21 protein-coding genes, 1 tRNA gene and 1 pseudogene are annotated in these 24112 nt (G+C 55.6%); 15 read left to right on the top strand and 8 right to left on the bottom strand.

Annotated elements, in window-relative coordinates; translation table 11 throughout:
- Nucleotides 1–103 precede the first annotated feature (103 nt).
- On the top strand, nucleotides 104–2119 hold the full coding sequence (locus NWV12_RS02425; protein WP_048980671.1) for a class I SAM-dependent DNA methyltransferase: 2016 nt from the start codon (nucleotides 104–106) through the stop codon (nucleotides 2117–2119).
- 11 nt (nucleotides 2120–2130) lie between these two features.
- The gene (locus NWV12_RS02420) at nucleotides 2131–3291 is read left to right on the top strand and encodes a restriction endonuclease subunit S (RefSeq protein WP_048980672.1); all 1161 of its coding nucleotides are present in this window, start codon (nucleotides 2131–2133) and stop codon (nucleotides 3289–3291) included.
- A gap of 629 nt (nucleotides 3292–3920) precedes the next feature.
- On the opposite strand, the gene NWV12_RS02415 is transcribed toward NWV12_RS02420, so the two are convergent.
- The 4 genes from NWV12_RS02415 to rraB all read right to left on the bottom strand — a co-directional run bounded on the left by NWV12_RS02415 (nucleotide 3921) and on the right by rraB (nucleotide 6095).
- Nucleotides 3921–4005, bottom strand: a tRNA-Leu gene (locus NWV12_RS02415).
- 106 nt (nucleotides 4006–4111) lie between these two features.
- Nucleotides 4112–4834, bottom strand: coding sequence for a hypothetical protein (locus NWV12_RS02410; protein WP_048980674.1), 723 nt, complete (start codon nucleotides 4832–4834; stop codon nucleotides 4112–4114).
- Nucleotides 4835–4864: 30 nt separating this feature from the next.
- The gene (gene miaE, locus NWV12_RS02405; protein WP_048980677.1) at nucleotides 4865–5623 is read right to left on the bottom strand and encodes a tRNA isopentenyl-2-thiomethyl-A-37 hydroxylase MiaE; all 759 of its coding nucleotides are present in this window, start codon (nucleotides 5621–5623) and stop codon (nucleotides 4865–4867) included.
- Nucleotides 5624–5669: 46 nt separating this feature from the next.
- A complete protein-coding gene (gene rraB / locus NWV12_RS02400) occupies nucleotides 5670–6095 on the bottom strand; it encodes a ribonuclease E inhibitor RraB (protein WP_048980679.1) in 426 nt (141 codons plus the stop codon).
- Between the two features lie 99 nt (nucleotides 6096–6194).
- Here rraB and NWV12_RS02395 point away from each other — a divergent pair, with 99 nt between their 5' ends.
- Both NWV12_RS02395 and argF (NWV12_RS02390) read left to right on the top strand, forming a co-directional pair.
- On the top strand, nucleotides 6195–6290 hold the full coding sequence (locus tag NWV12_RS02395) for a hypothetical protein (protein ID WP_213705005.1): 96 nt from the start codon (nucleotides 6195–6197) through the stop codon (nucleotides 6288–6290).
- On the top strand, nucleotides 6260–7264 hold the full coding sequence (gene argF / locus NWV12_RS02390; protein WP_048980681.1) for an ornithine carbamoyltransferase: 1005 nt from the start codon (nucleotides 6260–6262) through the stop codon (nucleotides 7262–7264). The genes NWV12_RS02395 and argF (NWV12_RS02390) overlap by 31 nt, the downstream gene beginning before the upstream one ends.
- Nucleotides 7265–7330: 66 nt before the next feature.
- Here argF (NWV12_RS02390) and NWV12_RS02385 read toward each other — a convergent pair whose 3' ends face one another.
- Nucleotides 7331–7783 (bottom strand): YhcH/YjgK/YiaL family protein, encoded by a 453-nt coding sequence (locus tag NWV12_RS02385; RefSeq protein ID WP_048980684.1) that lies wholly within the window; start codon nucleotides 7781–7783, stop codon nucleotides 7331–7333.
- A gap of 675 nt (nucleotides 7784–8458) precedes the next feature.
- Here NWV12_RS02385 and arcA point away from each other — a divergent pair.
- From arcA to NWV12_RS02360, 5 genes are all read left to right on the top strand, one after another.
- Nucleotides 8459–9679, top strand: a complete 1221-nt coding sequence (gene arcA / locus NWV12_RS02380) for an arginine deiminase (protein ID WP_029739276.1) — start codon at nucleotides 8459–8461, stop codon at nucleotides 9677–9679.
- 10 nt (nucleotides 9680–9689) lie between these two features.
- Nucleotides 9690–10601, top strand: coding sequence for a carbamate kinase (arcC, locus tag NWV12_RS02375; protein ID WP_048980687.1), 912 nt, complete (start codon nucleotides 9690–9692; stop codon nucleotides 10599–10601).
- 120 nt (nucleotides 10602–10721) lie between these two features.
- Nucleotides 10722–11726: an ornithine carbamoyltransferase gene (gene argF, locus NWV12_RS02370; RefSeq protein ID WP_023310201.1), complete on the top strand. Its 1005-nt coding sequence runs from the start codon at nucleotides 10722–10724 to the stop codon at nucleotides 11724–11726.
- A 47-nt stretch (nucleotides 11727–11773) separates the two neighbouring features.
- Entirely contained in the window at nucleotides 11774–13177 is a 1404-nt protein-coding gene (locus NWV12_RS02365; protein WP_048980689.1) for a YfcC family protein, read from the top strand.
- Nucleotides 13178–13257: 80 nt separating this feature from the next.
- Entirely contained in the window at nucleotides 13258–13737 is a 480-nt protein-coding gene (locus tag NWV12_RS02360) for an arginine repressor (protein ID WP_029739272.1), read from the top strand.
- A 3-nt stretch (nucleotides 13738–13740) separates the two neighbouring features.
- On the opposite strand, the pseudogene NWV12_RS02355 reads toward NWV12_RS02360, so the two are convergent.
- Nucleotides 13741–13858 (bottom strand): annotated as a pseudogene (locus tag NWV12_RS02355) (hypothetical protein).
- Here NWV12_RS02355 and NWV12_RS02350 point away from each other — a divergent pair.
- The 4 genes from NWV12_RS02350 to ridA all read left to right on the top strand — a co-directional run bounded on the left by NWV12_RS02350 (nucleotide 13838) and on the right by ridA (nucleotide 15843).
- Nucleotides 13838–13942, top strand: coding sequence for a pyrBI operon leader peptide (locus NWV12_RS02350; RefSeq protein WP_022646880.1), 105 nt, complete (start codon nucleotides 13838–13840; stop codon nucleotides 13940–13942). The pseudogene NWV12_RS02355 and the gene NWV12_RS02350 sit on opposite strands and share 21 nt — an antisense overlap.
- 34 nt (nucleotides 13943–13976) lie before the next feature.
- Nucleotides 13977–14909, top strand: coding sequence for an aspartate carbamoyltransferase (gene pyrB, locus NWV12_RS02345; protein WP_048980690.1), 933 nt, complete (start codon nucleotides 13977–13979; stop codon nucleotides 14907–14909).
- Between the two features lie 12 nt (nucleotides 14910–14921).
- Nucleotides 14922–15383, top strand: coding sequence for an aspartate carbamoyltransferase regulatory subunit (gene pyrI, locus NWV12_RS02340; RefSeq protein ID WP_023310197.1), 462 nt, complete (start codon nucleotides 14922–14924; stop codon nucleotides 15381–15383).
- A 73-nt stretch (nucleotides 15384–15456) separates the two neighbouring features.
- Complete coding sequence (ridA, locus tag NWV12_RS02335; protein ID WP_008501391.1) at nucleotides 15457–15843, top strand: 2-iminobutanoate/2-iminopropanoate deaminase; 387 nt, start codon at nucleotides 15457–15459, stop codon at nucleotides 15841–15843.
- A 51-nt stretch (nucleotides 15844–15894) separates the two neighbouring features.
- Here ridA and NWV12_RS02330 read toward each other — a convergent pair whose 3' ends face one another.
- Nucleotides 15895–18279, bottom strand: a complete 2385-nt coding sequence (locus NWV12_RS02330; protein WP_048980692.1) for a beta-N-acetylhexosaminidase — start codon at nucleotides 18277–18279, stop codon at nucleotides 15895–15897.
- A 210-nt stretch (nucleotides 18280–18489) separates the two neighbouring features.
- On the bottom strand, nucleotides 18490–21198 hold the full coding sequence (gene mgtA, locus NWV12_RS02325) for a magnesium-translocating P-type ATPase (protein ID WP_048980694.1): 2709 nt from the start codon (nucleotides 21196–21198) through the stop codon (nucleotides 18490–18492).
- 388 nt (nucleotides 21199–21586) lie between these two features.
- Between mgtA and treR the strand changes: the two genes are divergently transcribed.
- Both treR and treB read left to right on the top strand, forming a co-directional pair.
- On the top strand, nucleotides 21587–22534 hold the full coding sequence (gene treR / locus NWV12_RS02320; RefSeq protein WP_023310194.1) for a trehalose operon repressor TreR: 948 nt from the start codon (nucleotides 21587–21589) through the stop codon (nucleotides 22532–22534).
- 129 nt (nucleotides 22535–22663) lie between these two features.
- Nucleotides 22664–24082: a PTS trehalose transporter subunit IIBC gene (gene treB, locus NWV12_RS02315; protein ID WP_029739268.1), complete on the top strand. Its 1419-nt coding sequence runs from the start codon at nucleotides 22664–22666 to the stop codon at nucleotides 24080–24082.
- Nucleotides 24083–24112 lie beyond the last annotated feature (30 nt).

The following is a 24112-nucleotide window of genomic DNA, read 5'->3' as shown; positions in this document are numbered from 1 at the left end:
AAAAAAAAGCCCCTTAACACATTGACAAAACAGTAAAAACTGAAGTGTTTAGCTAGTTTTTTCATGTTATACTTCGCTACATAATACGTAGTGGAGTGTAACAATGAGCAAAGTAAAGGCTTACAAACTAGAAGATCATGTAAATGATTGGGTAAAAGAACAATTTAACCTGCTTAAACTCAAAAAACAGCAAGACTATCATACTGAGTCGGATGTACCAGAATACCTTAAAGATGCTTTAAAAGGTCGCGCCAAAACAGCGAGCAAAACCAACTTTGGAAAACCGGATTTTAGCTTTACCAAATATTCCGTGCCCGTTGTGATTGAAAACAAACTTGGGTTAAAAAAACTTATTAATATTACAAAAGATGGCATTAAATTTGACGAAAAATCCGTTCAAAGTTTTGCGGTTAATGGCGCACTTTACTACGCCACCGGCATGATTGCATCCGGGAAATACCATGAGGTTATCGCAATAGGGATTGCAGGTGATTCAGACGAGGCCATTGAGCTTAAAGCCTATTATGTTTACGGCTCAGGCGATCATGCATTTAAAGAGCTTAATGGTGTAACTACTTTAAATTTCCTCGAAAATACTAAGACTTTTGATACGCTTTACCAAGAAGCGATTTTGACCGAAGCGGAAAAACATGAGATTTTAATTAACTCGCAAGCCGCCCTGCAAAAATATGCTAAAGCTCTCAATAAACTAATGCACAATCTCAATATCACTGCACCACAGCGAGTATTATATGTCTCGGGTATGTTACTTTCTATGCAAGACATTCAAGATGAGCATGGTAATAAAATTCAAGATGGTCTTACTCCGGAAGATTTAAAAGGTATTCAGACAGAATCAAAACGGGACGGCATTCAAATTGTAAACCAAATAAAAGAATTTTTGATTGCAAGAAAAATCCCTTCTGATAAGCAAGCATTAATGCTTTCAAGCTTTTCAGAAATTTCCAAAGATATACAGCGTGATGAGTTATGCCCTTTAGATAAAGAAGTGGCAAAGCTAATTAATGGCTCAGCAAGTAGCAACAAACAGATATTCACATTCATCTACCACAACATATTTTTGTCGATTGATGCTATGGCTGGCCATCTTGATATTATGGGTGAAATGTATTCTGAATTTCTCAAGTATGCGTTGGGTGATGGCAAAGAGATTGGTATTGTGCTCACACCACCTTATGTCACAAAAATGATGGCGCAAATACTCAATATTAATCAACATAGTAAAGTCATGGACTTAGCGACCGGTTCGGCAGGTTTTTTGATTTCAGCTATGGAGATTATGATTCAGGATGCGGAAAATACCTTTGGAAAAAAAACTACCGCAGCGGAAAAACAGATTGAGCAGATTAAGAAAACACAACTGCTTGGGGTAGAATTAAATGCAGAAATGTTCACGCTAGCTGCTACTAATATGATTTTACGTGGAGATGGAAGCTCTAACATTCAAAAAGGAAATAGCTTCAATACACCTGAAAAAATTTACACTGACTTCAACGCCAATCGCTTACTGCTTAACCCTCCATTTAGTTATACTGAAAACGGTATGCCGTTTATTGCTTTTGGTTTAGATAAAATGCAGAAAGGTGGTTTAGGCGCTATTATTATTCAAGATTCAGCAGGCTCAGGTAAAGCAATAAAAACTAACCAAGCCCTATTGAAGAAACACAGTCTGATTGCTAGCATTAAAATGCCCACTGATCTTTTCCAGCCAATGGCAGGAGTGCAAACTAGCATATATATTTTTGAAGCTCATACACCTCATGATTTCGAAAAAACAGTTAAGTTTATTGATTTCAGAAACGATGGTTATAAACGCACTAGTCGTGCTTTACAAGATATTGATCAACCGACACAACGATATACCGATATAATCAAACTCTATAAAGGCGGTATTCGTGCCAAGCTTGATGCCAACTGGCAGGTGAAAGATGTATATGTTGAGGATTTTATCACTGACAGCGGCGCTGATTGGAATTATGATCAACATAAAAAAATCGACACTAAACCGACATTTGATGATTTCAAAAAAACAGTAGCCGATTATCTAGCATGGGAGGTTGAAAAACTGATTAAGCGAGATAATACGCCGGGAAAGTAGACTGCCGCGCTATGCAACACCAGTTACAGCAGCTGGAACAAGACTATGGCATAGCGTGGCGGGAATATCGGTTAGAAGAGTTATTTGGCAAAGCCTCGAGGGGTCGCCGCTTGAAGTCATCTGACCGTATTGAGGGTACCTTACCTTTCGTGACAGCAGGTGAAGCTAATACTGGAATTTCAGCCTGGATAGGTAATGATGTTGAAGTATTTTCAAAAAATACTATTACCATTGATATGTTCGGATCTGCAAAATACAGAAATTATGAGTATGGTGCAGATGATCATGTGGCTGTTGTGCATACAGAGCACTTACCATCGCAAGTAGTCATGTACATTACAGCAGCCGTCAACAAATCCTCTCATGCTGGGCAGTTTGACTATTCCCGAAATTTCTATGCCTCTGATGCAGATGAATTGGTTATCCAACTCCCCATAATCAATTCAAATGGTAAAACAGAAATCGCTTTTGATTTTATGAACACATACATCGCTACTCTAAAGACGGAGCGTTTCAATACGCTGAATGCTTATTTAAGAGCTTCTGGATTGAATGACTATATACTCACTGAAAGTGAGCAAGCTACGCTTAATAAAATTGAAACAGTACCTTTGGGTGCATTTAAGATTAAAACCTTATTTGAAAAGCTTAATCTCAAAAATAATAATCCATCATTTGAGAAATTGCTCGACACCTCAACATTTCCAACAGGAGAATTTAACCTGCCTTTGGTTAACGCAAAGTTAGGTAATAACGGCATTATGTTTTATGGTCGAGAAGAAGACTTTGATTCTGCGGAAATGACTATTGATGTAGTGAGCAATGGCGCAGTGGCAACCGGTACAGTTTACGCTCAACCTTATAAAACAGGCGTTCTCTGGGATGCCTATCTTCTTAAGCCAATTGTTAATGACATAAACAAAGAAAAACTACTTTATCTTGCCACTTCATTACAAAAATCAATTAGAACAAAATTTGGCTGGGAGGATAAAGCTGTGTGGTCAAAAGTTCAGCATGAAATTATCACTCTTCCCATTAAGCCTGATAATACACCCGACTACGACTTTATGGCGGATTTTGTGAAGGCTATGCAAAAGGTAGTGATAAAAAACGTGGTGGACTACGTGAATCAAACAATAACAGCCCAGCAGCAAGTTGTAACAGAAGGATGAACATATACCAAAAAATAATACAGAATATAGCAGAAATTAAATAAACACTCGTAATAATTACGACAACATTTATTTACTAGGCACTGATGAAGTAAGTATTCCAGCAAAAAACGGAGTTTTTCATCGGAGCCTAGTATAATCGAGATCCGCAAAGAGTAAGTTTCGAAAGAGAAATGAGACAGGCCTTACCAGGTACATCTCCTTCTAGGTAGATAACAGTTTAATGAGGCGATAACTTATTTTCAACAAGCTTAACTAATAGATACCATAGGATAAAAACCCATTTCTCTAACTTTATGTTTATCTTCAATAACGGAACTGGAGTCACCTGTATTATGAACTATTAGGGCGCTCAGCAGATGGCTGATCTGTCTAATAGTGAAAATGAAGAGTTTGCTGGAGGACTTGCGAGTATTTACTTAGAAATCGGTGAGAGTCATAAATTGATGTCACCAATGTTAGTACCAGAATAAATCAAACCGGGAATATAATTAGTTCTACCATCATCAGTTGATATATATTTAAAGAATCGAGCAAGTTAACATATACTAAATAAAATTAGAATTTTTATTAGCTTACTGCCTTAGTCGCCTAGAGTTGACGTGAAAAAATTTGACGAAATTTTTTTATGGTGCCGAAGGCCGGACTCGAACCGGCACGTATTTCTACGGTTGATTTTGAATCAACTGCGTCTACCGATTTCGCCACTTCGGCACTGAAGGGGATGCGGAAACGTTGTGGATTATACCTGTCGCGCGCCGCCATGCAAGCGACGACGCGCTAAACACGCGCTAAGTGCCCAAAAAACCAGCGCCCTTCGTCACTCCAGCTCAGACACCGCCAGCCGAATCACCCCCGCCGCCTTCTGCTCCGGCAGCGCCAGCACCTTCGCCCACATCTCCTGCACCATATCGCAGGAGAGCTTCTCTTTACCCGCCGCCTTCTCCGGCATCTGCAGCAGCTGGATGTCCTCGCCGTACTTATCGGCAAGTTGCTTCATAATCGGCCGCACGTCCTCGACGGCCGCCTCGCGTTCGGCCTGCGTCACGGTGTGGCGGTTTTTGCCGTAGGCTGCGCGCATCATGTCGGCGTCGGCCTGCATGCGCCGCGTCATCAGGTCTTTATCCAGCATGCGCATCGGGTTCACACCGCCCTTCACCGTCGGGTAGAGGAAGCGGAAGCAGGCGTCGTCGCTCACCTTCTGGATGGCGGCGGTCTGCTCCATATTGATGGTCATGTAGTTCACCACGTTGGCGTCCGGGGCGTTTTGCAGGCGCGACATCTGCAGATGCAGGATCTGCGGCTGGATGGTGTCGATAATCTGCTGCTCCGGCTCGCCCGCTTTTTGCAGAGCGGCCATCTGGTCGAGGATGCGCTGATGCAGCGCGGGCTCCTGCTCCTTAATCACCTGCCAGGCGGGCATCGCGTTAAGGGCGGAATCCATCTGCCGTTCCGGAGCGCGCTGCCTGTCGAAGAACACCCAGAACGCCACGGCGGCGGCCACCACAACAACCATCGCGGTACGGGTCCACGTTTTATTCATCTCGCATCCTTATCCTTGAGTTGTGCCGGTTTACACCGGCACGCCGCTGTGGAAGCGAAACTCGTTGTCCGGTGTCGAGATAAGTGTGGCTTCAATTTCGCCAAAAAGCTGTATGCGCGGTGAGATATCGTCGTCGCTCACCTGCCGGGCAAGCGTCAGGTAGTCTTGATAGTGGCGCGCTTCGGAGCGCAGCAACGAGAGATAGAACTTCTGCAGGTCGTCGTCGAGGAACGGGGCCAGCGCGGCGAAGCGTTCGCAGGAGCGGGCTTCGATGTAGGCGCCGCAGATGAGCTTGTCGATCAGCGTCAGCGGTTCGTGGGTGCGCACTTCCTTCAGCATCCCTCTGGCGTAGCGGCTGGCGGTGATTTTGACGTACGGAATGTCGCGGGCCAGCATCGCCTCGCGCACCTGCCAGAAGTGGTGCAGCTCCTCTTTAATCAGCAGCACCATGCTGTCGATGAGCGCCTGGCCCCACGGGTCGTCGGTTTTGGGCATCACGCTTTTGCCAATCTGCTTATGCAGGGCGATGAAGTCCGGCTCCGGGCCGTCGCGGAAGGTGAACTGTTCGTAGGGTTTGAGCCAGTCGAGCAGCGCGTCGGCACCGCTTTCGTCGGCGACGTATTTGCGCACCAGCAGCAGCGCGGTCTGGGCGGCCTTGAGCTCGCACACCATGTGGTCGGTGAGCAGCAGCGGCAGGTTCGCCGGGTCGCGGGCTTTATCAATCCATGCTTGCGGGGTCGGGCACTGGAGGAAGTTGAGTACGGGGGCGAGTATCTGCGGGTAATCCATGGTTCTGCCTTGAAAAAGCGGTGGCGCGCGCCACCGCCTGAAACGCTTAGTGACGCACGCCGTCGTCGTCTTCGTCGACGTAATCTTCGTCGTCGCCTTCTTCGCCGTCTTCACCGTTCGGATCTTCGAAGTAGGTTCCCCAGCCGTCGTATTCCACTTCAAACTTCTCGGCCAGGTTCATCAGCTGTTCTACCTGCGCGTCGATCAGCTCCGCCTTCAGGGCGCCTTCGCTCAGGATGTCGCAGCAGATGACGGTCTCGCCCTCTTCCACTTCCAGCTCTTCGGGCTCGGTCACTTCGTAACCCAGCTTGAAGGCTTCCACGGCCAGTTTTTCCAGCGCGTCGAAATCATCCGCAGAGAAATGGTGCTCGATGGTGTACAGCGCGTCCGGATCGCTACCGTCTTCCAGCAGTTCTTCAATAATCAGACGCGTCTCTTCGCGTTGCTCTTCCAGGTGTTCCGGGTTTGCCATGGCTCAATCCTCTTTAAAGTGCGGCAGATACTTCTATTTTCACACACGGACGGGTTTGCCTCCACCTTTGTAAGAAAGAATTGTGAAACGGGGTTGCAAATGAATAATTACACATATAAAGTGAATTTTAATTCAATAAGTGGCGTTCGCCATGCGAGGATAAGATGTCCGATTTATACAAGAAACACTTTCTGAAACTGCTCGACTTTACCCCTGCACAGTTCACTTCTCTGCTGACCCTTGCCGCACAGCTCAAAGCCGATAAAAAAAATGGCAAGGAAGTACAGAAGCTTACCGGTAAAAACATCGCGCTCATCTTCGAAAAAGACTCGACCCGTACACGTTGCTCTTTCGAAGTTGCCGCATTTGACCAGGGCGCGCGCGTCACGTATTTAGGGCCGAGCGGCAGCCAGATTGGGCATAAAGAGTCAATTAAGGACACCGCGCGGGTTCTCGGGCGGATGTACGACGGCATTCAGTACCGCGGCCACGGCCAGGAAGTGGTCGAGACGCTGGCGCAGTACGCGGGCGTGCCGGTGTGGAACGGGCTGACCAACGAGTTCCACCCGACGCAGCTGCTGGCGGACCTGCTGACCATGCAGGAGCACCTGCCTGACAAGGCGTTTAACGAGATGACGCTGGTCTACGCGGGCGACGCGCGCAACAACATGGGCAACTCGATGCTGGAAGCAGCGGCGCTGACCGGGCTGGATCTGCGCCTGGTGGCCCCGAAAGCCTGCTGGCCGGAAGAGAGCCTGGTGGCGGAGTGCAGCGCGCTGGCGGAGAAGCACGGCGGGAAGATTGTCCTGACGGAAGACGTGGCGGCAGGCGTGAAGGGCGCGGACTTTATCTATACCGACGTCTGGGTGTCGATGGGCGAAGCCAAAGAGAAGTGGGCGGAGCGGATTGCGCTGCTGCGCGGGTATCAGGTGAACGCGCAGATGATGGCGCTGACCGGCAACCCGAACGTGAAGTTCCTGCACTGTCTGCCGGCGTTCCATGACGACCAGACCACGCTCGGCAAGCAGATGGCGAAAGAGTTCGATCTGCACGGCGGGATGGAAGTGACGGACGAGGTGTTTGAGTCGGCGGCGAGCATCGTGTTCGACCAGGCGGAAAACCGGATGCATACGATTAAGGCGGTGATGGTGGCGACGCTTGGGGAGTGATGGACTCTTCTGCGGTCTGATGCCCTCACCCCGGCCCTCTCCCACAGGGAGAGGGAGTAAACCCGATTAGCTAATCAGCATCTTCACAACAACCTTGCGCACCTGCGCAGGCGCGCCCACCGCGCACAGCGGCTTATGCACTTCGCCCGGCCAGAACACCACAAAATCCCCTTCGCTCAGCACCACGGTTTTCTCCTGCTCGCCTTCCGGCAGGAACGCGATGTCTTTGTCCGCCAGCCAGTTGGTGTCCGGCGTGCCGTGCGGCAGGGTGCTGAAAGTCATCCCTTCCTGTCCTTTCATCACGATCTGGATATCCAGATAGCGCGCGTGGTACTCGGCGCGGCGCTCGGCGAACGGCTGGGTCATGTCTTCAGAGACCAGATAAAAAAGGCTGCTGCCGTTGATGTCGTGTTTCCCGAGCGGCGTGGCGTCGGTGACGTGGGCTTTAACGTGCTCAATCGCCTGGCGCAGCGCGTCAGGCAGCCAGGACTGCAGATGGTGGATGTTGCCGATAATCATGTGAAATTCCTCTACGTAAAACAACGTTTCATTTTTATCTTTTATACGAGAGTTAAGACTGCCATACCAGCCCTTTTTCAAAGAGGTTTGCGCGAGCGCATGTTTATCGGGAAAGGTGTTAACCCACTGTTAATCCTGCCCAGGCAATTATGCAGGGGTTATGCATAACCTCGATCAACGCTTATCGGACGACTCTTCTAACCTCTTGATCATGCTCTCTAATTAACAAAACCCGTTGCCGTCTCACACTTTACTGTTTTGATAATTTGCTCTAAAAAACCATAATTATTTATTGATTTTCCTTAAGTCGAAAATAGTTAATTACGTTAATTGCATAGCCATTCTTGATAATGATTTTTTTCATTTAAAATCAGATACATAACAATGTATTTCAAAAGATTAAAATCTACAAAATAATAACAACCTCGAATAATGCCAGCGGATCCTGCTTAGCTATTCACCCCTCAATAATATGAAATCAATCATTATCTGACGCGAATCATGCAAATGAAAACAAACCCCTTAATATCCAGTTTCGCGTGAGCGATATCACAATACGGATTATTTAACTGCCTAGTATGAATCACGAAATCAATTGAGCTTAGCCGCCATGAAATTAAAAACATCACATGGCGCATGCCCTTTTTATTCTGAAAAACAGTTAAAGGAATAATTATGGAAAAGCATTACGTCGGTTCTGAAATTGGTCAATTGCGTAGCGTTATGCTGCATCGTCCTAATTTAAGTCTGAAACGTTTAACGCCATCAAACTGTCAGGAGCTGCTTTTCGATGACGTGCTCTCGGTTGAGCGGGCGGGTGAGGAGCATGACATCTTCGCAAACACGCTGCGCGAGCAGGGTGTGGAAGTCCTGCTGTTGACCGACCTTCTGACACAAACCCTTGATATTGCAGAGGCGAAAGCCTGGCTTCTGGATACCCAAATCTCTGACTATCGCCTCGGCCCGACCTTTGCCGGCGACGTGCGCGGCTGGCTGGCGGATATGCCGCACCGCGAACTGGCGCGCAGATTAAGCGGCGGATTAACCTACGGCGAAATTCCGGCGGCCATTAAAAATATGGTGGTGGATACCCACACGGCGAATGATTTTATTATGAAGCCGCTGCCGAACCATTTATTTACCCGCGATACCTCGTGCTGGATTTATAACGGCGTCTCTATTAACCCCATGGCGAAACCGGCCCGTCAGCGTGAAACCAATAACCTGCGGGCAATATATCGCTGGCATCCGGCGTTTGCCGACGGCGATTTTATTAAGTATTTCGGCGACGAGAATATTAATTACGACCACGCCACGCTAGAAGGCGGCGACGTACTGGTGATTGGCCGCGGGGCGGTATTGATCGGCATGTCCGAACGCACGACGCCGCAGGGCGTGGAGTTCCTCGCCAACAGCCTGTTCAAACACCGTCAGGCCGAGCGCGTGATCGCCGTTGAGCTGCCAAAACACCGCTCCTGCATGCACCTCGACACCGTGATGACCCACATCGACGTGGACACCTTCTCCGTCTACCCGGAAGTGGTGCGCAAGGACGCCCAGTGCTGGACGCTCACCCCGGACGGACGCGGCGGCCTGCTGCGCACCCAGGAAACCGACCTGCTGCACGCCATCGAGAAAGCGCTCGGCATTAACCAGGTGCGCCTGATCACCACCGGCGGCGACGCCTTTGAAGCCGAACGCGAGCAGTGGAACGACGCCAACAACGTGCTGACCATTCGCCCGGGCGTGGTGATTGGCTACGAGCGCAACGTCTGGACCAACGAGAAGTACGACAAAGCGGGCATCACCGTGCTGCCTATCCCGGGCGATGAGCTCGGACGCGGCCGCGGCGGCGCGCGCTGCATGAGCTGCCCGCTGGAACGCGACGGAATTTAAAGGAGCCATCATGGAACGAAAACCCACTCTGGTTGTGGCCCTCGGCGGCAACGCGCTGCTCAAGCGCGGCGAGCCGCTGGAAGCCGAAATCCAGCGCCAGAACATCGAACAGGCCGCGCGCACCATCGCCGGATTAACAGAACAGTGGCGCGTGGTGCTGGTGCACGGCAACGGGCCGCAGGTCGGGCTGCTGGCGCTGCAGAACAGCGCCTACGACAAAGTCACGCCCTACCCGCTGGACGTTCTCGGCGCCGAAAGCCAGGGAATGATCGGCTACATGCTCCAGCAGGCGCTGAAAAACAATCTGCCGCAGCGCGAGGTGAGCGTCCTGCTCACCCAGGTGGAAGTGGACGCCGCCGACCCGGCCTTCAGCAACCCGACCAAATACATCGGCCCGGTGTACAGCGAAGCCCAGGCGAAAAGCCTGGCGGCGGAAAAAGGCTGGGTGTTCAAGGCCGACGGCAGCTACGTCCGCCGCGTGGTGCCATCACCGCAGCCGAAACGCATCGTCGAGAGCGACGCCATCACGGCGCTGATCCAGCGCGATCACCTGGTGATCTGCAACGGCGGCGGCGGCGTACCGGTAGTGGAGAACGCCAACGGCTATCGCGGCATTGAGGCGGTGATCGACAAAGACCTCTCCGCCGCCCTGCTGGCGCGCCAGATCGAGGCCGACGCCCTGCTGATCCTGACCGATGCCGACGCGGTGTACCTCGACTGGGGCAAGCCGACCCAGCGCCCGCTGGCGCAGGTGACGCCGGAGCTGCTCAGAGGCATGCAGTTCGACGCCGGATCGATGGGGCCGAAAGTGGCCGCCTGCCGCGAGTTTGTTGAGGCCTGCAACGGCATTGCCGGGATCGGCGCGCTGGCCGACGGCGCGGAGATCCTGGCGGGCGAGAAAGGCACGTTGATTCGTAACTGAGTCGTTTTCCCCTCACCCTAACCCTCTCCCTAAGGGAGAGGAGACGATTACACCCTCTCCCCGTGGGAGAGGGCTGGGGTGAGGGCACCAGACAGCTAAATTTTTAAAAGGATTTCCCACATGACCATCAACCTGAAAAACCGCAACTTCCTGAAACTGCTGGACTACACCCCGGCGGAGATCCAGTACCTGATCGACCTCGCCATCGAGCTGAAAGCGGCCAAAAAAGCCGGACGTGAAAAGCAAACCCTGGTCGGGAAAAACATCGCCCTGATTTTTGAAAAAACCTCCACCCGCACCCGCTGCGCCTTTGAAGTGGGCGCGTTCGACCAAGGCGCGCAGGTCACCTATCTCGGCCCAAGCGGCTCGCAGATCGGCCATAAAGAGTCGATGAAAGACACCGCCCGCGTGCTGGGCCGCATGTATGACGGCATCGAATACCGCGGCTACGGCCAGGCCATCGTCGAAGAGCTGGGCGAATACGCGGGCGTGCCGGTGTGGAACGGCCTGACCGACGAGTTCCACCCAACGCAGATCCTCGCCGACCTGATGACCATGCTGGAGCACGCGCCGGGCAAAACCCTGCCGGAGCTGAGCTTTGCCTATCTCGGCGACGCGCGTAACAACATGGGCAACTCGCTGATGGTCGGCGCGGCCAAGATGGGGATGGATATCCGCCTCGTCGCGCCGAAATCCTTCTGGCCGGAAGCCGGGCTGGTTGAGCAGTGCCGCGCCATCGCGAAAGAGACGGGCGCGCGCATCACCCTCACCGACGACGTGGAAGAAGGCGTGCGGGGGACCGATTTCCTCTACACCGACGTGTGGGTCTCCATGGGCGAGCCGAAGGAGGCCTGGGCCGAGCGCGTCAGCCTGATGAAGCCGTATCAAATCAACGCGGACGTGATGAAAGCCACCGGCAACCCGAACGTCAAGTTTATGCACTGCCTGCCGGCGTTCCACAACGAACACACCAAAGTGGGCCGCGAGATCGAGATGGCCTACGGCCTGAAGGGGCTGGAGGTGACGGAAGAGGTCTTCGAATCACCGAACTCCATCGTCTTCGACGAAGCAGAGAACCGCATGCACACCATTAAAGCGGTCATGGTGGCGACACTCGGCGACTAATCACCGCCCGGCGCGCCGCGGGGTGCGCCGGGTTTAAGGAGAACATCATGGGCAAGTTTAAGTTTCCCTCCGCTTACACCATTCTCTTTTTCCTGATTGCCGTTGTGGCGGCGCTGAGCTGGGTCGTCCCCGCCGGTCAGTACCAGATGGCGTTGAACGAAACCCTCGGTAAAGAAGTCCCGATTGCCGGAACGTACGCCCACGTGGCGGCACATCCGCAGGGGCTGGTTTCCGTCCTGATGGCGCCCATCGCCGGGCTGTACGATCCGGTCTCCGGCCAGGCCGGGGCGATCGACGTCGCGCTGTTTATCCTGATCATCGGCGGTTTTCTCGGGATCGTCACCAAAACCGGGGCGATTGACGCAGGGATCGAGCGCGTCACCACCCAGCTGCGCGGGCGCGAGGAGTGGATGATCCCGATCCTGATGGCGCTGTTTGCCGCAGGCGGCACGATTTACGGCATGGCCGAAGAGTCGCTGCCGTTCTACACCCTGCTGGTACCGGTGATGCTGGCCGCCCGGTTCGATCCGGTTGTCGCCGCCTCTACCGTGCTGCTCGGGGCGGGGATCGGCACGCTCGGCTCTACCATTAACCCGTTTGCCACGGTGATCGCCGCCAACGCCGCCGGGATCCCCTTCACTAACGGCATCGCCCTGCGCGTGGCGCTGCTGGTCATCGGCTGGGTCATCTGCGTGGCGTGGGTGATGCGTTACGCCCGTAAGGTGCGCCAGGATCCGTCGCTGTCGATCGTCGCAGACAAACAGGAAGAGAACCGCGCCCACTTCCTCGGCGACAAGGGCGAACAGTCGCTGGAATTTACCCCGGTGCGCAAACTCATCCTGGTGATTTTCGCCCTCGCCTTCGCGGTGATGATCTACGGCGTGGCGGTGCTGGGCTGGTGGATGGCAGAGATCTCAGCGGTGTTTCTCGCCAGCGCGATTATCGTCGGCCTGATTGCCCGCATGAGCGAAGAGGAGCTGACGTCGACGTTTATCAACGGCGCGCGAGATTTGCTGGGCGTCGCGCTGATTATCGGCATCGCGCGCGGTATCGTAGTCATCATGGATAAGGGCATGATTACCCACACCATTTTGCACAGCGCGGAAGGGCTGGTCAGCGGGTTGTCCACGGTAGCGTTTATTAACGTGATGTACTGGCTGGAGGTCGTGCTGTCGTTTCTTGTGCCTTCTTCATCCGGCCTGGCCGTTCTGACGATGCCGATCATGGCGCCGCTTGCCGATTTCGCTAACGTCAACCGCGACCTGGTGGTGACGGCTTACCAGTCGGCCTCCGGCATCGTTAACCTCGTCACGCCCACTTCTGCCGTCGTGATGGGCGGGCTGGCTATCGCCCGCGTGCCCTACGTGCGCTATCTGAAATGGGTGGCGCCGCTGCTGGGCATTTTAACGGTGGTGATTATGGTGGCGTTAAGTCTGGGTGCCTTGTTGTGATTTGCCGGATGGCGCTGCGCTTATCCGGCCTACGGATCGGTGCGGTGCCACCGGTTATTTCAGGAACTGATATGGGAACTATGATGGATTACGAAGAGTACTCTCCCAAAGAGCAACTACAGCTGACGGTCTGCCAGCGCCTGATCGCAGAAAAGAGCTATCTCTCTCAGGAGGAGATCCGCCGGGATTTGCAGGAGCGTGGTTTTGAAACCATCAGCCAGTCCACCGTTTCACGTCTGCTTAAATTGCTCGGCGTCATAAAAATTCGAAATGCCAAAGGGCTAAAGATTTATTCGCTGAATCCCCAGCTGCGCCCTGCCCCCGACGCCGCGCGTACCGTGTCCGAAATGGTGGTCAGCGTGGAGCACAATAGCGAGTTTATCCTTGTTCATACCGTCGCCGGATATGGCCGCGCGGTGGCGCGTATTCTGGATTATCACCAGCTGCCGGAAATTTTAGGCGTGGTGGCCGGCAGCAGTATCGTCTGGGTCGCTCCCCGGGTCGTGAAGCGCACCGCACTGGTGCATAAGCAAATTAATTATTTACTCAGAACGCATTAATATTCATAAAGAACCGTTTGCATTGAGTAAAGCGTGCATTAAATCGCTTGATCCGAAAAGCGAGCTGCGTATAATGCCCGACAATTTGCCGGGAGGAAGCATGGTCAAGCGTGTACGACATAACGTCTTACCGCGTCTGAAATCAGACGCTGGCCTGCCGTTTTTCTTCCCGTTGCTAAACCTATTCCCAGAGCCCCTCATTTGAGGGGCTTTTTTTTGCCCGGCGTCAGGAGATAAACATGAATCCGCTTTATCAAAAACACATCATTTCCATAAACGACCTCAGCCGCGAAGAGCTGGAACTGGTTCTGGAAACCGCGGCAAAACTGAAGGCCAATCCGCAACCGGAGCTGCTGAAGCACAAGGTGATTGCGAGCTGCTTCTTCGAAGCCTCGACCCGCACCCGCCTCTCCTTTGAAACCTCCATGCACCGCCTGGGCGCGAGCGTGGTGGGCTTCTCGGACAGCAGCAACACGTCGCTGGGTAAAAAAGGCGAAACCCTGGCGGACACCATTTCAGTGATCAGCACCTACGTCGACGCGATTGTGATGCGTCATCCGCAGGAGGGCGCGGCGCGCCTGGCGACCGAGTTTTCCGGCGGCATTCCGGTGCTGAACGCCGGTGACGGTGCCAACCAGCACCCAACGCAGACCCTGCTGGATCTGTTTACCATTCAGGAGACGCAGGGCAAGCTCGAGAACCTGAATATCGCCATGGTCGGCGACCTGAAATATGGCCGCACCGTCCACTCCCTGACCCAGGCGCTGGCGAAATTTAACGGCAACCGCTTCTTCTTCATCGCGCCTGACGCGCTGGCGATGCCGCAGTACATTCTCGACATGCTGGATGAGAAAGGCATTCAGTGGAGCCTGCACGCCAGCATCGAAGAGGTGATGAGCCACGTGGATATTCTCTACATGACCCGCGTGCAGAAAGAGCGTCTGGATCCGTCCGAATACGCCAACGTGAAGGCGCAGTTCGTGCTGCGCGCCAGCGACCTCGCGGGCGCGCGCGACAATATGAAGGTGCTGCATCCGCTGCCGCGCATCGATGAGATCACCACAGACGTGGATAAGACGCCGCACGCCTGGTACTTCCAGCAGGCCGGAAACGGCATCTTCGCCCGCCAGGCGTTACTGGCACTGGTTCTGAATCGCGAATTGGCACTGTAAGGGGAAACGACCATGACACACGATAACAAACTCCAGGTTGAAGCCATCAAGCGCGGCACCGTGATTGACCACATCCCTGCGCAGGTGGGCTTTAAGCTGCTGACGCTGTTCAAACTGACCGAAACCGACCAGCGCATCACCATCGGCCTGAACCTGCCGTCGGGCGAGATGGGCCGCAAGGACCTGATCAAAATCGAGAACACCTTCCTGACCGACGAGCAGGTCAACCAGCTGTCGCTGTACGCGCCGGACGCCACCGTCAACCGTATCGACGAGTATGAAGTGGTCGGCAAATCCCGTCCGAGCCTGCCGGATCGCATCGAAAGCGTGCTGGTCTGCCCGAACAGCAACTGCATCAGTCATGCTGAGCCGGTGTCTTCCAGCTTTGCAGTGAAAAAACGCGCCGATGACATCGCGCTCAAATGCAAATACTGCGAAAAAGAGTTTTCTCATTATGTGGTGCTGGCCAACTAATTGAGGTTGGTAATGAAATCCCGGCTGTTATAATGGCCGGGAACATTCTTAACGCTGTAATTCTGGAGAAAACATGAGCAAAGTACTCGCGACGGAAAATGCACCAGCGGCTATCGGCCCTTACGTTCAGGGCGTTGATCTGGGTAGCATGATCATCACTTCCGGTCAGATCCCGGTGAACCCAAAAACCGGCGCGGTGCCGGAAGACGTCGCGGCACAGGCGCGTCAGTCGCTGGAAAACGTGCAGGCTATCGTTGAATCTGCCGGTCTGAAAGTGGGCGATATCGTGAAAACCACCGTGTTCGTGAAAGATCTGAACGATTTCGCGACCGTTAACGCCACTTACGAAGCGTTCTTCACCGAGCACAACGCCACCTTCCCGGCGCGCTCCTGCGTGGAAGTGGCCCGTCTGCCAAAAGACGTGAAAATTGAAATCGAAGCGATTGCAGTACGTCGCTAATTCGCTTTGGCGATAAAAAAAGGCAGCCCAGGCTGCCTTTTTTGTTGCTTGCTACTGATTCCGCGTCGCCCTGAGCAGCGTCTCCAGCGGATAGACCGCCGCAATCACCACTTCGTCCTGAACCTTCGCCGCGTTATCCAGCTCGCTCTGAATCGAGGCTATCTCTTTATCATCCAGCGTGCCCTGGCGCGCCACCAGATCCGTCAGCCTCAGGCCAATGGAGGCCAGCTTATCCACCTCCTGGATCACCGGCTTCATCGCCTTCAGCTGATAGCTGTTTTCGCTTAGCGCCAGCGCGTCGCTGGTGTTGCTCTGCCAGCGGTTAAAGACGTGGCGCAGCGCGTCGGCGCTTTCCGCGTCTTCCGCATCGCTCACCAGGCGGTCCGCCCATTTGTTCATCTGGCGCACGGTGGCGCTTTCGGCGTTCAGCGCATCGGCGAAGCGGTTGAGCGGTTCGAACTGATGATAATTTCCCGCCTGAAACTTCAGGTGCTGGCGGGTGTAATACTGCGCGGGCTCTACCGCCTGAGCGAGGATCTGCAGCGGCAGCGTGTCGGCATTACCGGCAAGGCGCGTGAACTGCACCTGCTGCTGGGTATGCTGCTGCAGCCCGACAGACACCGTCGACCAGCTGTCCATCGCCTGCAGGCGGGTGTACATGTTGTCGACGTCGTTGACGTCCTGCGCGGACCACAGCCGTTCCGCCACCGCGAAGGTGCGCGGCCACAGGCGGATATCCAGCACCGGCGCCACCACGTTTTCCGCCCACAGAGCGGCTTCCCCGCCGAGCAGGTTGGCCTGATTCGCCACGTCCGGCACGACCGGCGGAATGCCTTTCGGCACCGCGTCCAGACGCGTGCCGCTGATTGGGTAACGCGTATTCCCCACCAGGAAATAGCCGGTGAGCTTGTCGTTATCGACGGAAACCACCGGGCGCGTCGCGCCCATCCACGTGTCGACGGTGAACGTGACCTGGCTGTCATCGCGCCATTCAATATCCTGCACCGCGCGGCGCGATTTCCCGGCAAAATCAATAAACCCGCGCCAGCCTGAATCCCCTTTCACCAGCGTAAAACTCCCCTCCACCGGTTTGCCCTTCAGGCGCGGCATGGAAAAGGCCCAGCTCTGGACGCTGTCGGTGTCTGCAATCACATCCACGCCGTTCAGCCCCTGCGGCACGATTTCGTTGCGGTAGTGATAGGCGGTGGACTGGGGCTGGTCGAGATAGAAACCGGTGGAAAGAATGCCCTTGTAGCCGTTCTGCGCCACCTGCCCCAGCGCGTCCTGCCCCTGCCAGGACTGGATCAGAATGCTTTTCGGCAGGTCGGGATGGTAGATCTCATCCCAGCCGACCATCTGCCGGTGATGCTTCTCAAGGACTGTTTCCAGCCTGCGGTTGAAATACGCCTGCAGCGCGTGGCTGTCCGCCAGCCTGTTGTCACGCATGAAGTTCTGGATCGCGGCATTCGCTTTCCACTGGCTGTCATCGACCTCATCGCCGCCGATATGCAGATACGGATCGGGGAAGATCGCCGCCAGTTCGCTGACCATCGCGTCAGCAAAGGCGTAGGTTGCCTCTTTTGTGGGATCTAATACCGGCTTCAGCACGCCCCAGTGGCGCTCCATGGCGTACGGCCCCGGGGCGCTCATCAGCTCCGGATAGGCTACGGCAATCGCCGAGGCGTGGCCCGGCATGTCGATCTCCGGCACCACGCGGATACCGCGTTCGGCGGCGTAACGCACCACCTCGCGCATCTGTTCCGGCGTGTAGAACAGCCCGTCGCTGGCAAGCTGCGTCAGCTTAGGGTAGCGCTTCGAACTGAAGCGCCAGCCCTGATCGTCGGTTAAGTGCCAGTGCAGGACGTTGAGCTTCGCCGCGGCCATGCCGTCGATCTGGCGCTTGATATCCGGCAGCGGAATAAAGTGACGCGCCGAGTCGAGCAGCAGCCCGCGCCACGGGAAGCGCGGCGAATCTTCAATGGTGACCCACGGCAGCGAGGTGTTTTCCGCCCCGTTCTGCATCAGCTGAAGCAGCGTTTCCATGGCGCGCAGCGCGCCGAAGCGGGTGTTGGCGGAGATATCGACGCCGTCGGCATCCACCGTGAGCCTATAGCTTTCATCGCTGTCCGGCAGCGGCTGCGGTTTTACCTTTTTGGCAATCGCGATACGGATGGTCGGCTTTTCAGGCTTGTCGGCCTGGGGCTGCAGCGTCCAGCCGGTTTGCAGGGCAATGCGCTGGCGCAGGCGGTTGACGGCGTCACCGAGATCGTCCCCGCTGACGCTAATGGATACGTTGTTGTTGAGCACCAGCGCGCCCTGGGTCGTCGGGCGTTCGACCTTCGCAGGCCAGGGCATCAAAGGGAGATCGCCTGCCGGGGCGGCAAACGCAGAGGCGCCGAGCATCAGCCCGGCGGTTAAGAGACTGTACCGTAACATGAATGTTCCTTATCTGACGGGCCAAATAAAGGCAAAACATTCTGTTAACATGCGCTCAATTTGTCGTCAAGCGAATGCGCCGACGGAGATCACAGGTTGTTGAATTTGGGAGGAAAGCCAGCCCCCTCACCCCAAAGGAGCGAGGGTGAAAGGCGGCACCAAGCGGTCCCCTCTCCCTTCCAGGGAGAGGGTTAGGGTGAGGGTAAAAAATTACTGCCACCCGTACCGACGCGCATAGAATCCTTTCACCATCTGCGTCAGCACCATATAGCCCGCGAGGATCGCCACCAGCCACGGGAAGTAGCTCAGCGGCAGCGCCTGCAGCTGCAGGTAGCCTGCCAGCGGCGAGAACGGCAGCGCGATGCCGAGCGCCATCACAATCCCCGTCATCACAATCAGCGGCCACGCGGCGCGGCTCTGGATGAACGGAATGCGGCGGGTGCGGATCATGTGCACAATCAGCGTCTGCGACAGCAGACCCACCACGAACCAGCCGGACTGGAACAGCGTCTGGTGTTCCGGGGTGTTGGCGTGGAACACAAACCACATCAGGCAGAAGGTCAGGATGTCGAAGATGGAGCTGATCGGCCCAAAGAACAGCATAAAGCGCCCCAGATCCGTCGGGTTCCAGTGCTGCGGCTTCTGGATCTGCTCGTCGTCGACGTTATCAAACGGGATCGCTACCTGCGACACGTCGTACATCAGGTTCTGGATCAGCAGATGCAGCGGCAGCATCGGCAGGAACGGCAGAAACGCGCTCGCCACCAGCACGCTGAAGACGTTACCGAAGTTGGAGCTGGCGGTCATCTTGATGTACTTGAGCATATTGGCGAAGGTACGGCGCCCTTCGATCACGCCCTCCTCCAGCACCATCAGGCTCTTTTCCAGCAGGATAATATCCGCCGCTTCGCGGGCGATATCCACCGCGCCATCGACGGAGATACCGATATCCGCCGCACGCAGCGCGGGCGCGTCGTTGATGCCGTCGCCCATAAAGCCCACCACGTGCCCTTCACGCTTAAGCAGGGTGACGATGCGCTCTTTGTGCATCGGCGTCAGGCGGGCAAACAGCGTGGTACGCTGGGCAAGCTTCGCCAGCTCGTCGTCGGACAGGTGCTCAATATCGCTTCCCACCACCACGTCGCCCGCGTCCAGCCCCACTTCATGGCACACTTTGGCCGCCACCAGCTCGCTGTCGCCGGTGAGAATTTTGACGGTAATACCGCTCGCCTTCAGCGCTTTCAGCGCCGGCGCGGTGGTCTCTTTCGGCGGATCGAGGAAGGCGATGTAGCCCTCGAGGATTAGATCGGATTCGTCGATACGCTGATAGTCCCCCTCGCGCGCGGGCAGGAACTTGCTCGCGACCGCCACCACGCGCAGCCCCTGACGGTTCAGGTTGTCGGTGACGCGCTTGATGCGGCGCAGCATGGTGTCGTCCAGCGGCACGATGTCGCCGTTATAGCGAACCTGCGTCGACACGTTGAGGATCTCCTGCAGCGCCCCTTTGCAGATCAGCTGATGCACGTCCGTCTGCTCGCTCACCACCACCGACATGCGGCGGCGCTCGAAGTCGAACGGGATCTCATCCACCTTCTGCCAGCGGCCGGAGAGCGTGCGGGCGGATTCCTCGTCCACCCCTTCCAGCACCGCGACGTCGAGCAGGTTTTTCAGCCCGGTCTGGTAATGACTGTTCAGCCACGCGCTGTGCAGGACGCGCTCGCTGGTTTTGCCGGAGATATCGGTGTGGTTCTCCAGCACGATTTTGTCCTGCGTCAGGGTGCCGGTTTTATCGGTGCAGAGGATGTCCATCGCGCCAAAGTTTTGAATGGCGTCGAGGTGTTTAACGATCACTTTCTGTTTAGAGAGCTTCACTGCCCCGCGCGCCAGCGTGGAGGTGACGATCATCGGCAGCATTTCCGGCGTCAGGCCAACGGCCACGGAGAGCGCGAACAGCGCCGCTTCCCACCAGTCGCCCTTGGTGTAGCCGTTGATCAGCAGCACGATCGGCGTCATCACCATCATAAAGCGGATCAGCAGCATGCTGACGCGACCAATCCCTTTCTGGAAGGCGTTCGGCTCGCTCTCCTGCTCGCTGACGCGCCCGGCAAGCTGACCAAACCAGGTGTCGCCCCCGGTGGCGGTGACAATCGCCTGCGCCGTACCGCTGACCACCGTGGTGCCCATAAAGCACAGGGTGTCGCATTCAAGCGGGTTCATCTGCTGCGGGTCGCGGCTGCGCGCTACCTTTTCAACGGGCAGGGATTCCCCGGTCAGCGAGGCCTGAGCGACGAACAGATCGCGCGCCTGGATAATGCGTAAATCCGCCGGGATCATGTCCCCCGCGGCCAGCTTCACCAGATCGCCCGGCACCAGCTGGTCGATAGGCAGCTCCACCCAGGCGTTTTCGCCGAGATCGTTAATCACGCGCGAGACGGTCGCGGTGTTGCTGACCATCGCCTTCAGGGCGTCCGCCGCTTTGGTGGAGCGGGCTTCCTGAATAAAGTTCAGCAGCGTGGAGATACCCACCATCAGGGCAATCACCCCTGCGGCAAACAGATCTTCCGTCGCGTAGGAGATGAGGCCGAGCACGGTCAGCAGCAGGTTGAACGGGTTGCGGTAGCAGAGCCACAGGTGCACCCACCACGGAGACGGCTTTTGCGCCGGGATCTGGTTATCGCCGTGCACGGCGCGGATTTTTTCCACTTCGGCCGCGTTTAGCCCTTCCGGGTGTCCGCCGAACGCGCGCCAGACTTCGTTTTCATCCATCGCCGCCACGTTCAGGCAGCGTTCGGTCAGGGACGCGGGGATCGCCGCCCCCGCCATGTTTTTGGCGTTTGGCAGCGGGTCGCGCTGAACAAGACGGTGTGGCAGGTGGCGGCTCAGCAGGGCCTGCAGCTGCCGGGTGATATTTTTAAACATAGTCATTCCTCCGCATCCGCCTGGGCGGACGCAGCAATTCCTTCAGGCGTGGCAAAGCCGTACCTGAGAGGCACTCAATTTTTCAAGCAGGAACGTTTAAGACGTTGCTGCCTCACGCCGGTGAGACAGCAAAAGCTGGCTTACCGGAAAGAACGCATTCTCCCGTTCAGGAGAGGTGTGGGATCGGGATCCATGAAGCCTCCGGTAAGTAAAAAAACAGGGTGTCGCCGCGCAGTACAGGGATTTAGGCATACCCTTTATGACGATTCGGGCGGTATTATACCCCCCTGCAAATAAACCGAACGTAAACCAGACTTTGCCCATAGCGAAATCGCGCTATAGCATTAGGCTCAATTCACTACATTGTCGTTGTTACAGGGAATACAGCATGCAGAACCGCCTAACGATTAAAGACATCGCGCGTTTAAGCGGCGTGGGGAAATCGACCGTCTCACGCGTGCTGAACAACGAAAGCGGCGTCAGCGAACGCACCCGCGAGCGCGTTGAGGCGGTCATGAATCAGCACGGTTTTTCCCCTTCCCGCTCCGCGCGCGCCATGCGCGGGCAGAGTGACAAAGTCGTCGCCATCATTGTTTCTCGTCTGGACTCTCTGTCTGAAAATCTCGCCGTGCAGACCATGCTGCCCGCCTTCTATGAGCAGGGGTATGATCCGATCATGATGGAGAGCCAGTTCTCTGTGCAGCTGGTTGAAGAGCATCTGGGGATGCTCCAGCGGCGCAACATTGATGGCGTGGTGCTGTTCGGTTTTACCGGCATTAAGGACGAGATGCTGAAACCCTGGCAGCCTTCGCTGGTGCTGCTGGCGCGCGATGCACACGGTTTTGCCTCCGTCTGCTATGACGACGAGGGCGCGATCATTACCCTGATGCAGCGCCTGTTTGACGAGGGCCATCGTCACATCAGCTTCCTCGGCGTCCCGCACGCGGACGTCACCACCGGCAAGCGTCGCCATGAGGCGTATCTGGCCTTTTGCAAAAAGCACAACCTCTCCGCCGTGGCCTCCCTGCCGGGGCTGGGCATGAAGCAGGGCTACGAGCAGGTCGCCAGCGTTCTGACGCCGCAGACCACGGCGCTGGTGTGCGCCACGGATACCCTGGCGCTGGGTGCCAGCAAATATCTGCAGGAGCAGCGTATCGATAACCTGCAGGTGGCGAGCGTCGGCAGCACGCCGCTGATGAAGTTCCTGCACCCGGAGATCATCACCGTCGATCCGGGCTACGCCGAGTCCGGCAGACAGGCCGCCGCGCAGCTGATCGAGCAGATAAACGGGCGTTCAGAGCCTCGTCAGATCGTCATTCCCGCTCACCTTTCGTAACCCCTCTAAAACAGATTATTGTGATCTTCGCCTGATTTCGGGAACGTTCCCATTTTCGCCGTCACGCTGAAGGAGTAGGCTTGCGCTCAGGTCATTACACCCCCTCACCATCTGTCATGAGGTTTCATGATGAGTAAAGTCAAACAAGCAGATATCGATCGGCTGATCGTCCTGGTCGGCGGACGCGAAAACATCGCCACCGTCAGCCATTGCATTACCCGCCTGCGCTTCGTGCTGAACGATCCGGCCAAAGCCAACCCGAAGGCCATTGAAGAACTTTCCATGGTCAAAGGCTGCTTCACCAACGCCGGGCAGTTCCAGGTCGTTATTGGTACCGAAGTGGGCGATTACTATCAGGCTCTGCTGGCGACAACCGGGCACTCTTCTGCCGATAAAGAGCAGGCGAAGAAGGCCGCGCGCCAGAATATGAAGTGGCACGAGCAGCTGATTTCCCACTTCGCGGAAATTTTCTTCCCGCTGCTGCCCGCGCTGATCAGCGGGGGCTTAATCTTAGGCTTCCGTAACGTCATCGGCGATGTGCCGATGAGCGACGGCAAAACCCTGGCGCAGATGTATCCGGCGCTGAAAACCGTTTACGATTTCCTGTGGCTGATTGGCGAGGCGATCTTCTTCTATCTGCCGGTCGGGATTTGCTGGTCCGCGGTGCGCAAAATGGGCGGCACGCCGATTCTCGGTATCGTGCTGGGCGTCACGCTGGTCTCTCCACAGTTAATGAACGCTTACTTACTTGGTCAGCAGGTGCCTGAGGTGTGGAACTTCGGCCTGTTTACTATCGCCAAAGTGGGCTATCAGGCGCAGGTCATTCCGGCCCTGCTGGCGGGTCTGGCGCTGGGCTTTATTGAAACGCGCCTGAAGCGCATCGTGCCCGATTACCTCTATCTGGTGGTGGTGCCGGTCTGCTCGCTGATCCTGGCGGTGTTCCTGGCGCACGCCTTTATCGGTCCGTTTGGCCGCATGATCGGCGACGGCGTAGCCTTCGCGGTGCGTCACCTGATGACCGGCAGCTTCGCGCCGATTGGAGCCGCGCTGTTTGGCTTCCTGTACGCCCCGCTGGTGATCACCGGCGTGCACCAGACCACGCTGGCCATTGATATGCAGATGATCCAGAGCCTCGGCGGCACGCCGGTCTGGCCGATTATCGCCCTGTCTAACATTGCACAGGCGTCGGCGGTCACTGGCATCATCATCGTCAGCCGCAAGCACAACGAGCGTGAGATCTCCGTTCCGGCAGCCATCTCTGCTTACCTCGGCGTCACAGAACCGGCGATGTACGGTATCAACCTGAAATACCGCTTCCCGATGCTCTGCGCGATGATCGGTTCCGGTCTGGCGGGCCTGGTGTGTGGTCTGAACGGCGTGATGGCGAACGGGATTGGCGTCGGCGGCCTGCCGGGCATCCTCTCCATCCAGCCCGCTTACTGGCAGGTGTTTGCCCTGGCGATGGCCATCGCGATCATCGTCCCTATGGCGCTCACCACAGTGGTTTACCAGCGTAAGTTCCGTCAGGGCTCGCTGCAGATTGTTTAACTTCTTCTTTCGGGGCGCAGTTGCGCCCCT

The sequence above is a fragment of the Enterobacter sp. Crenshaw genome, assembly GCF_024734705.1.
GTDB classification, from domain to species: domain Bacteria; phylum Pseudomonadota; class Gammaproteobacteria; order Enterobacterales; family Enterobacteriaceae; genus Enterobacter; species Enterobacter asburiae_B.
The sequence above is the reverse complement of the archived record's forward strand: the minus strand, read 5'-3'. Positions and strand labels throughout refer to the sequence as shown.

Bases quoted from the DNA above. Each gene is read 5' to 3' on its own strand.
- NWV12_RS02425 (WP_048980671.1), top strand. From the start codon at position 104: ATGAGCAAAGTAAAGGCTTACAAACTAGAAGATCATGTAAATGATTGG.
- NWV12_RS02420 (WP_048980672.1), top strand. From the start codon at position 2,131: ATGCAACACCAGTTACAGCAGCTGGAACAAGACTATGGCATAGCGTGG.
- NWV12_RS02410 (WP_048980674.1), bottom strand. From the start codon at position 4,834: ATGAATAAAACGTGGACCCGTACCGCGATGGTTGTTGTGGTGGCCGCC.
- miaE (WP_048980677.1), bottom strand. From the start codon at position 5,623: ATGGATTACCCGCAGATACTCGCCCCCGTACTCAACTTCCTCCAGTGC.
- rraB (WP_048980679.1), bottom strand. From the start codon at position 6,095: ATGGCAAACCCGGAACACCTGGAAGAGCAACGCGAAGAGACGCGTCTG.
- NWV12_RS02395 (WP_213705005.1), top strand. From the start codon at position 6,195: ATGAATAATTACACATATAAAGTGAATTTTAATTCAATAAGTGGCGTT.
- argF (WP_048980681.1), top strand. From the start codon at position 6,260: ATGTCCGATTTATACAAGAAACACTTTCTGAAACTGCTCGACTTTACC.
- NWV12_RS02385 (WP_048980684.1), bottom strand. From the start codon at position 7,783: ATGATTATCGGCAACATCCACCATCTGCAGTCCTGGCTGCCTGACGCG.
- arcA (WP_029739276.1), top strand. From the start codon at position 8,459: ATGGAAAAGCATTACGTCGGTTCTGAAATTGGTCAATTGCGTAGCGTT.
- arcC (WP_048980687.1), top strand. From the start codon at position 9,690: ATGGAACGAAAACCCACTCTGGTTGTGGCCCTCGGCGGCAACGCGCTG.
- argF (WP_023310201.1), top strand. From the start codon at position 10,722: ATGACCATCAACCTGAAAAACCGCAACTTCCTGAAACTGCTGGACTAC.
- NWV12_RS02365 (WP_048980689.1), top strand. From the start codon at position 11,774: ATGGGCAAGTTTAAGTTTCCCTCCGCTTACACCATTCTCTTTTTCCTG.
- NWV12_RS02360 (WP_029739272.1), top strand. From the start codon at position 13,258: ATGATGGATTACGAAGAGTACTCTCCCAAAGAGCAACTACAGCTGACG.
- NWV12_RS02350 (WP_022646880.1), top strand. From the start codon at position 13,838: ATGGTCAAGCGTGTACGACATAACGTCTTACCGCGTCTGAAATCAGAC.
- pyrB (WP_048980690.1), top strand. From the start codon at position 13,977: ATGAATCCGCTTTATCAAAAACACATCATTTCCATAAACGACCTCAGC.
- pyrI (WP_023310197.1), top strand. From the start codon at position 14,922: ATGACACACGATAACAAACTCCAGGTTGAAGCCATCAAGCGCGGCACC.
- ridA (WP_008501391.1), top strand. From the start codon at position 15,457: ATGAGCAAAGTACTCGCGACGGAAAATGCACCAGCGGCTATCGGCCCT.
- NWV12_RS02330 (WP_048980692.1), bottom strand. From the start codon at position 18,279: ATGTTACGGTACAGTCTCTTAACCGCCGGGCTGATGCTCGGCGCCTCT.
- mgtA (WP_048980694.1), bottom strand. From the start codon at position 21,198: ATGTTTAAAAATATCACCCGGCAGCTGCAGGCCCTGCTGAGCCGCCAC.
- treR (WP_023310194.1), top strand. From the start codon at position 21,587: ATGCAGAACCGCCTAACGATTAAAGACATCGCGCGTTTAAGCGGCGTG.
- treB (WP_029739268.1), top strand. From the start codon at position 22,664: ATGAGTAAAGTCAAACAAGCAGATATCGATCGGCTGATCGTCCTGGTC.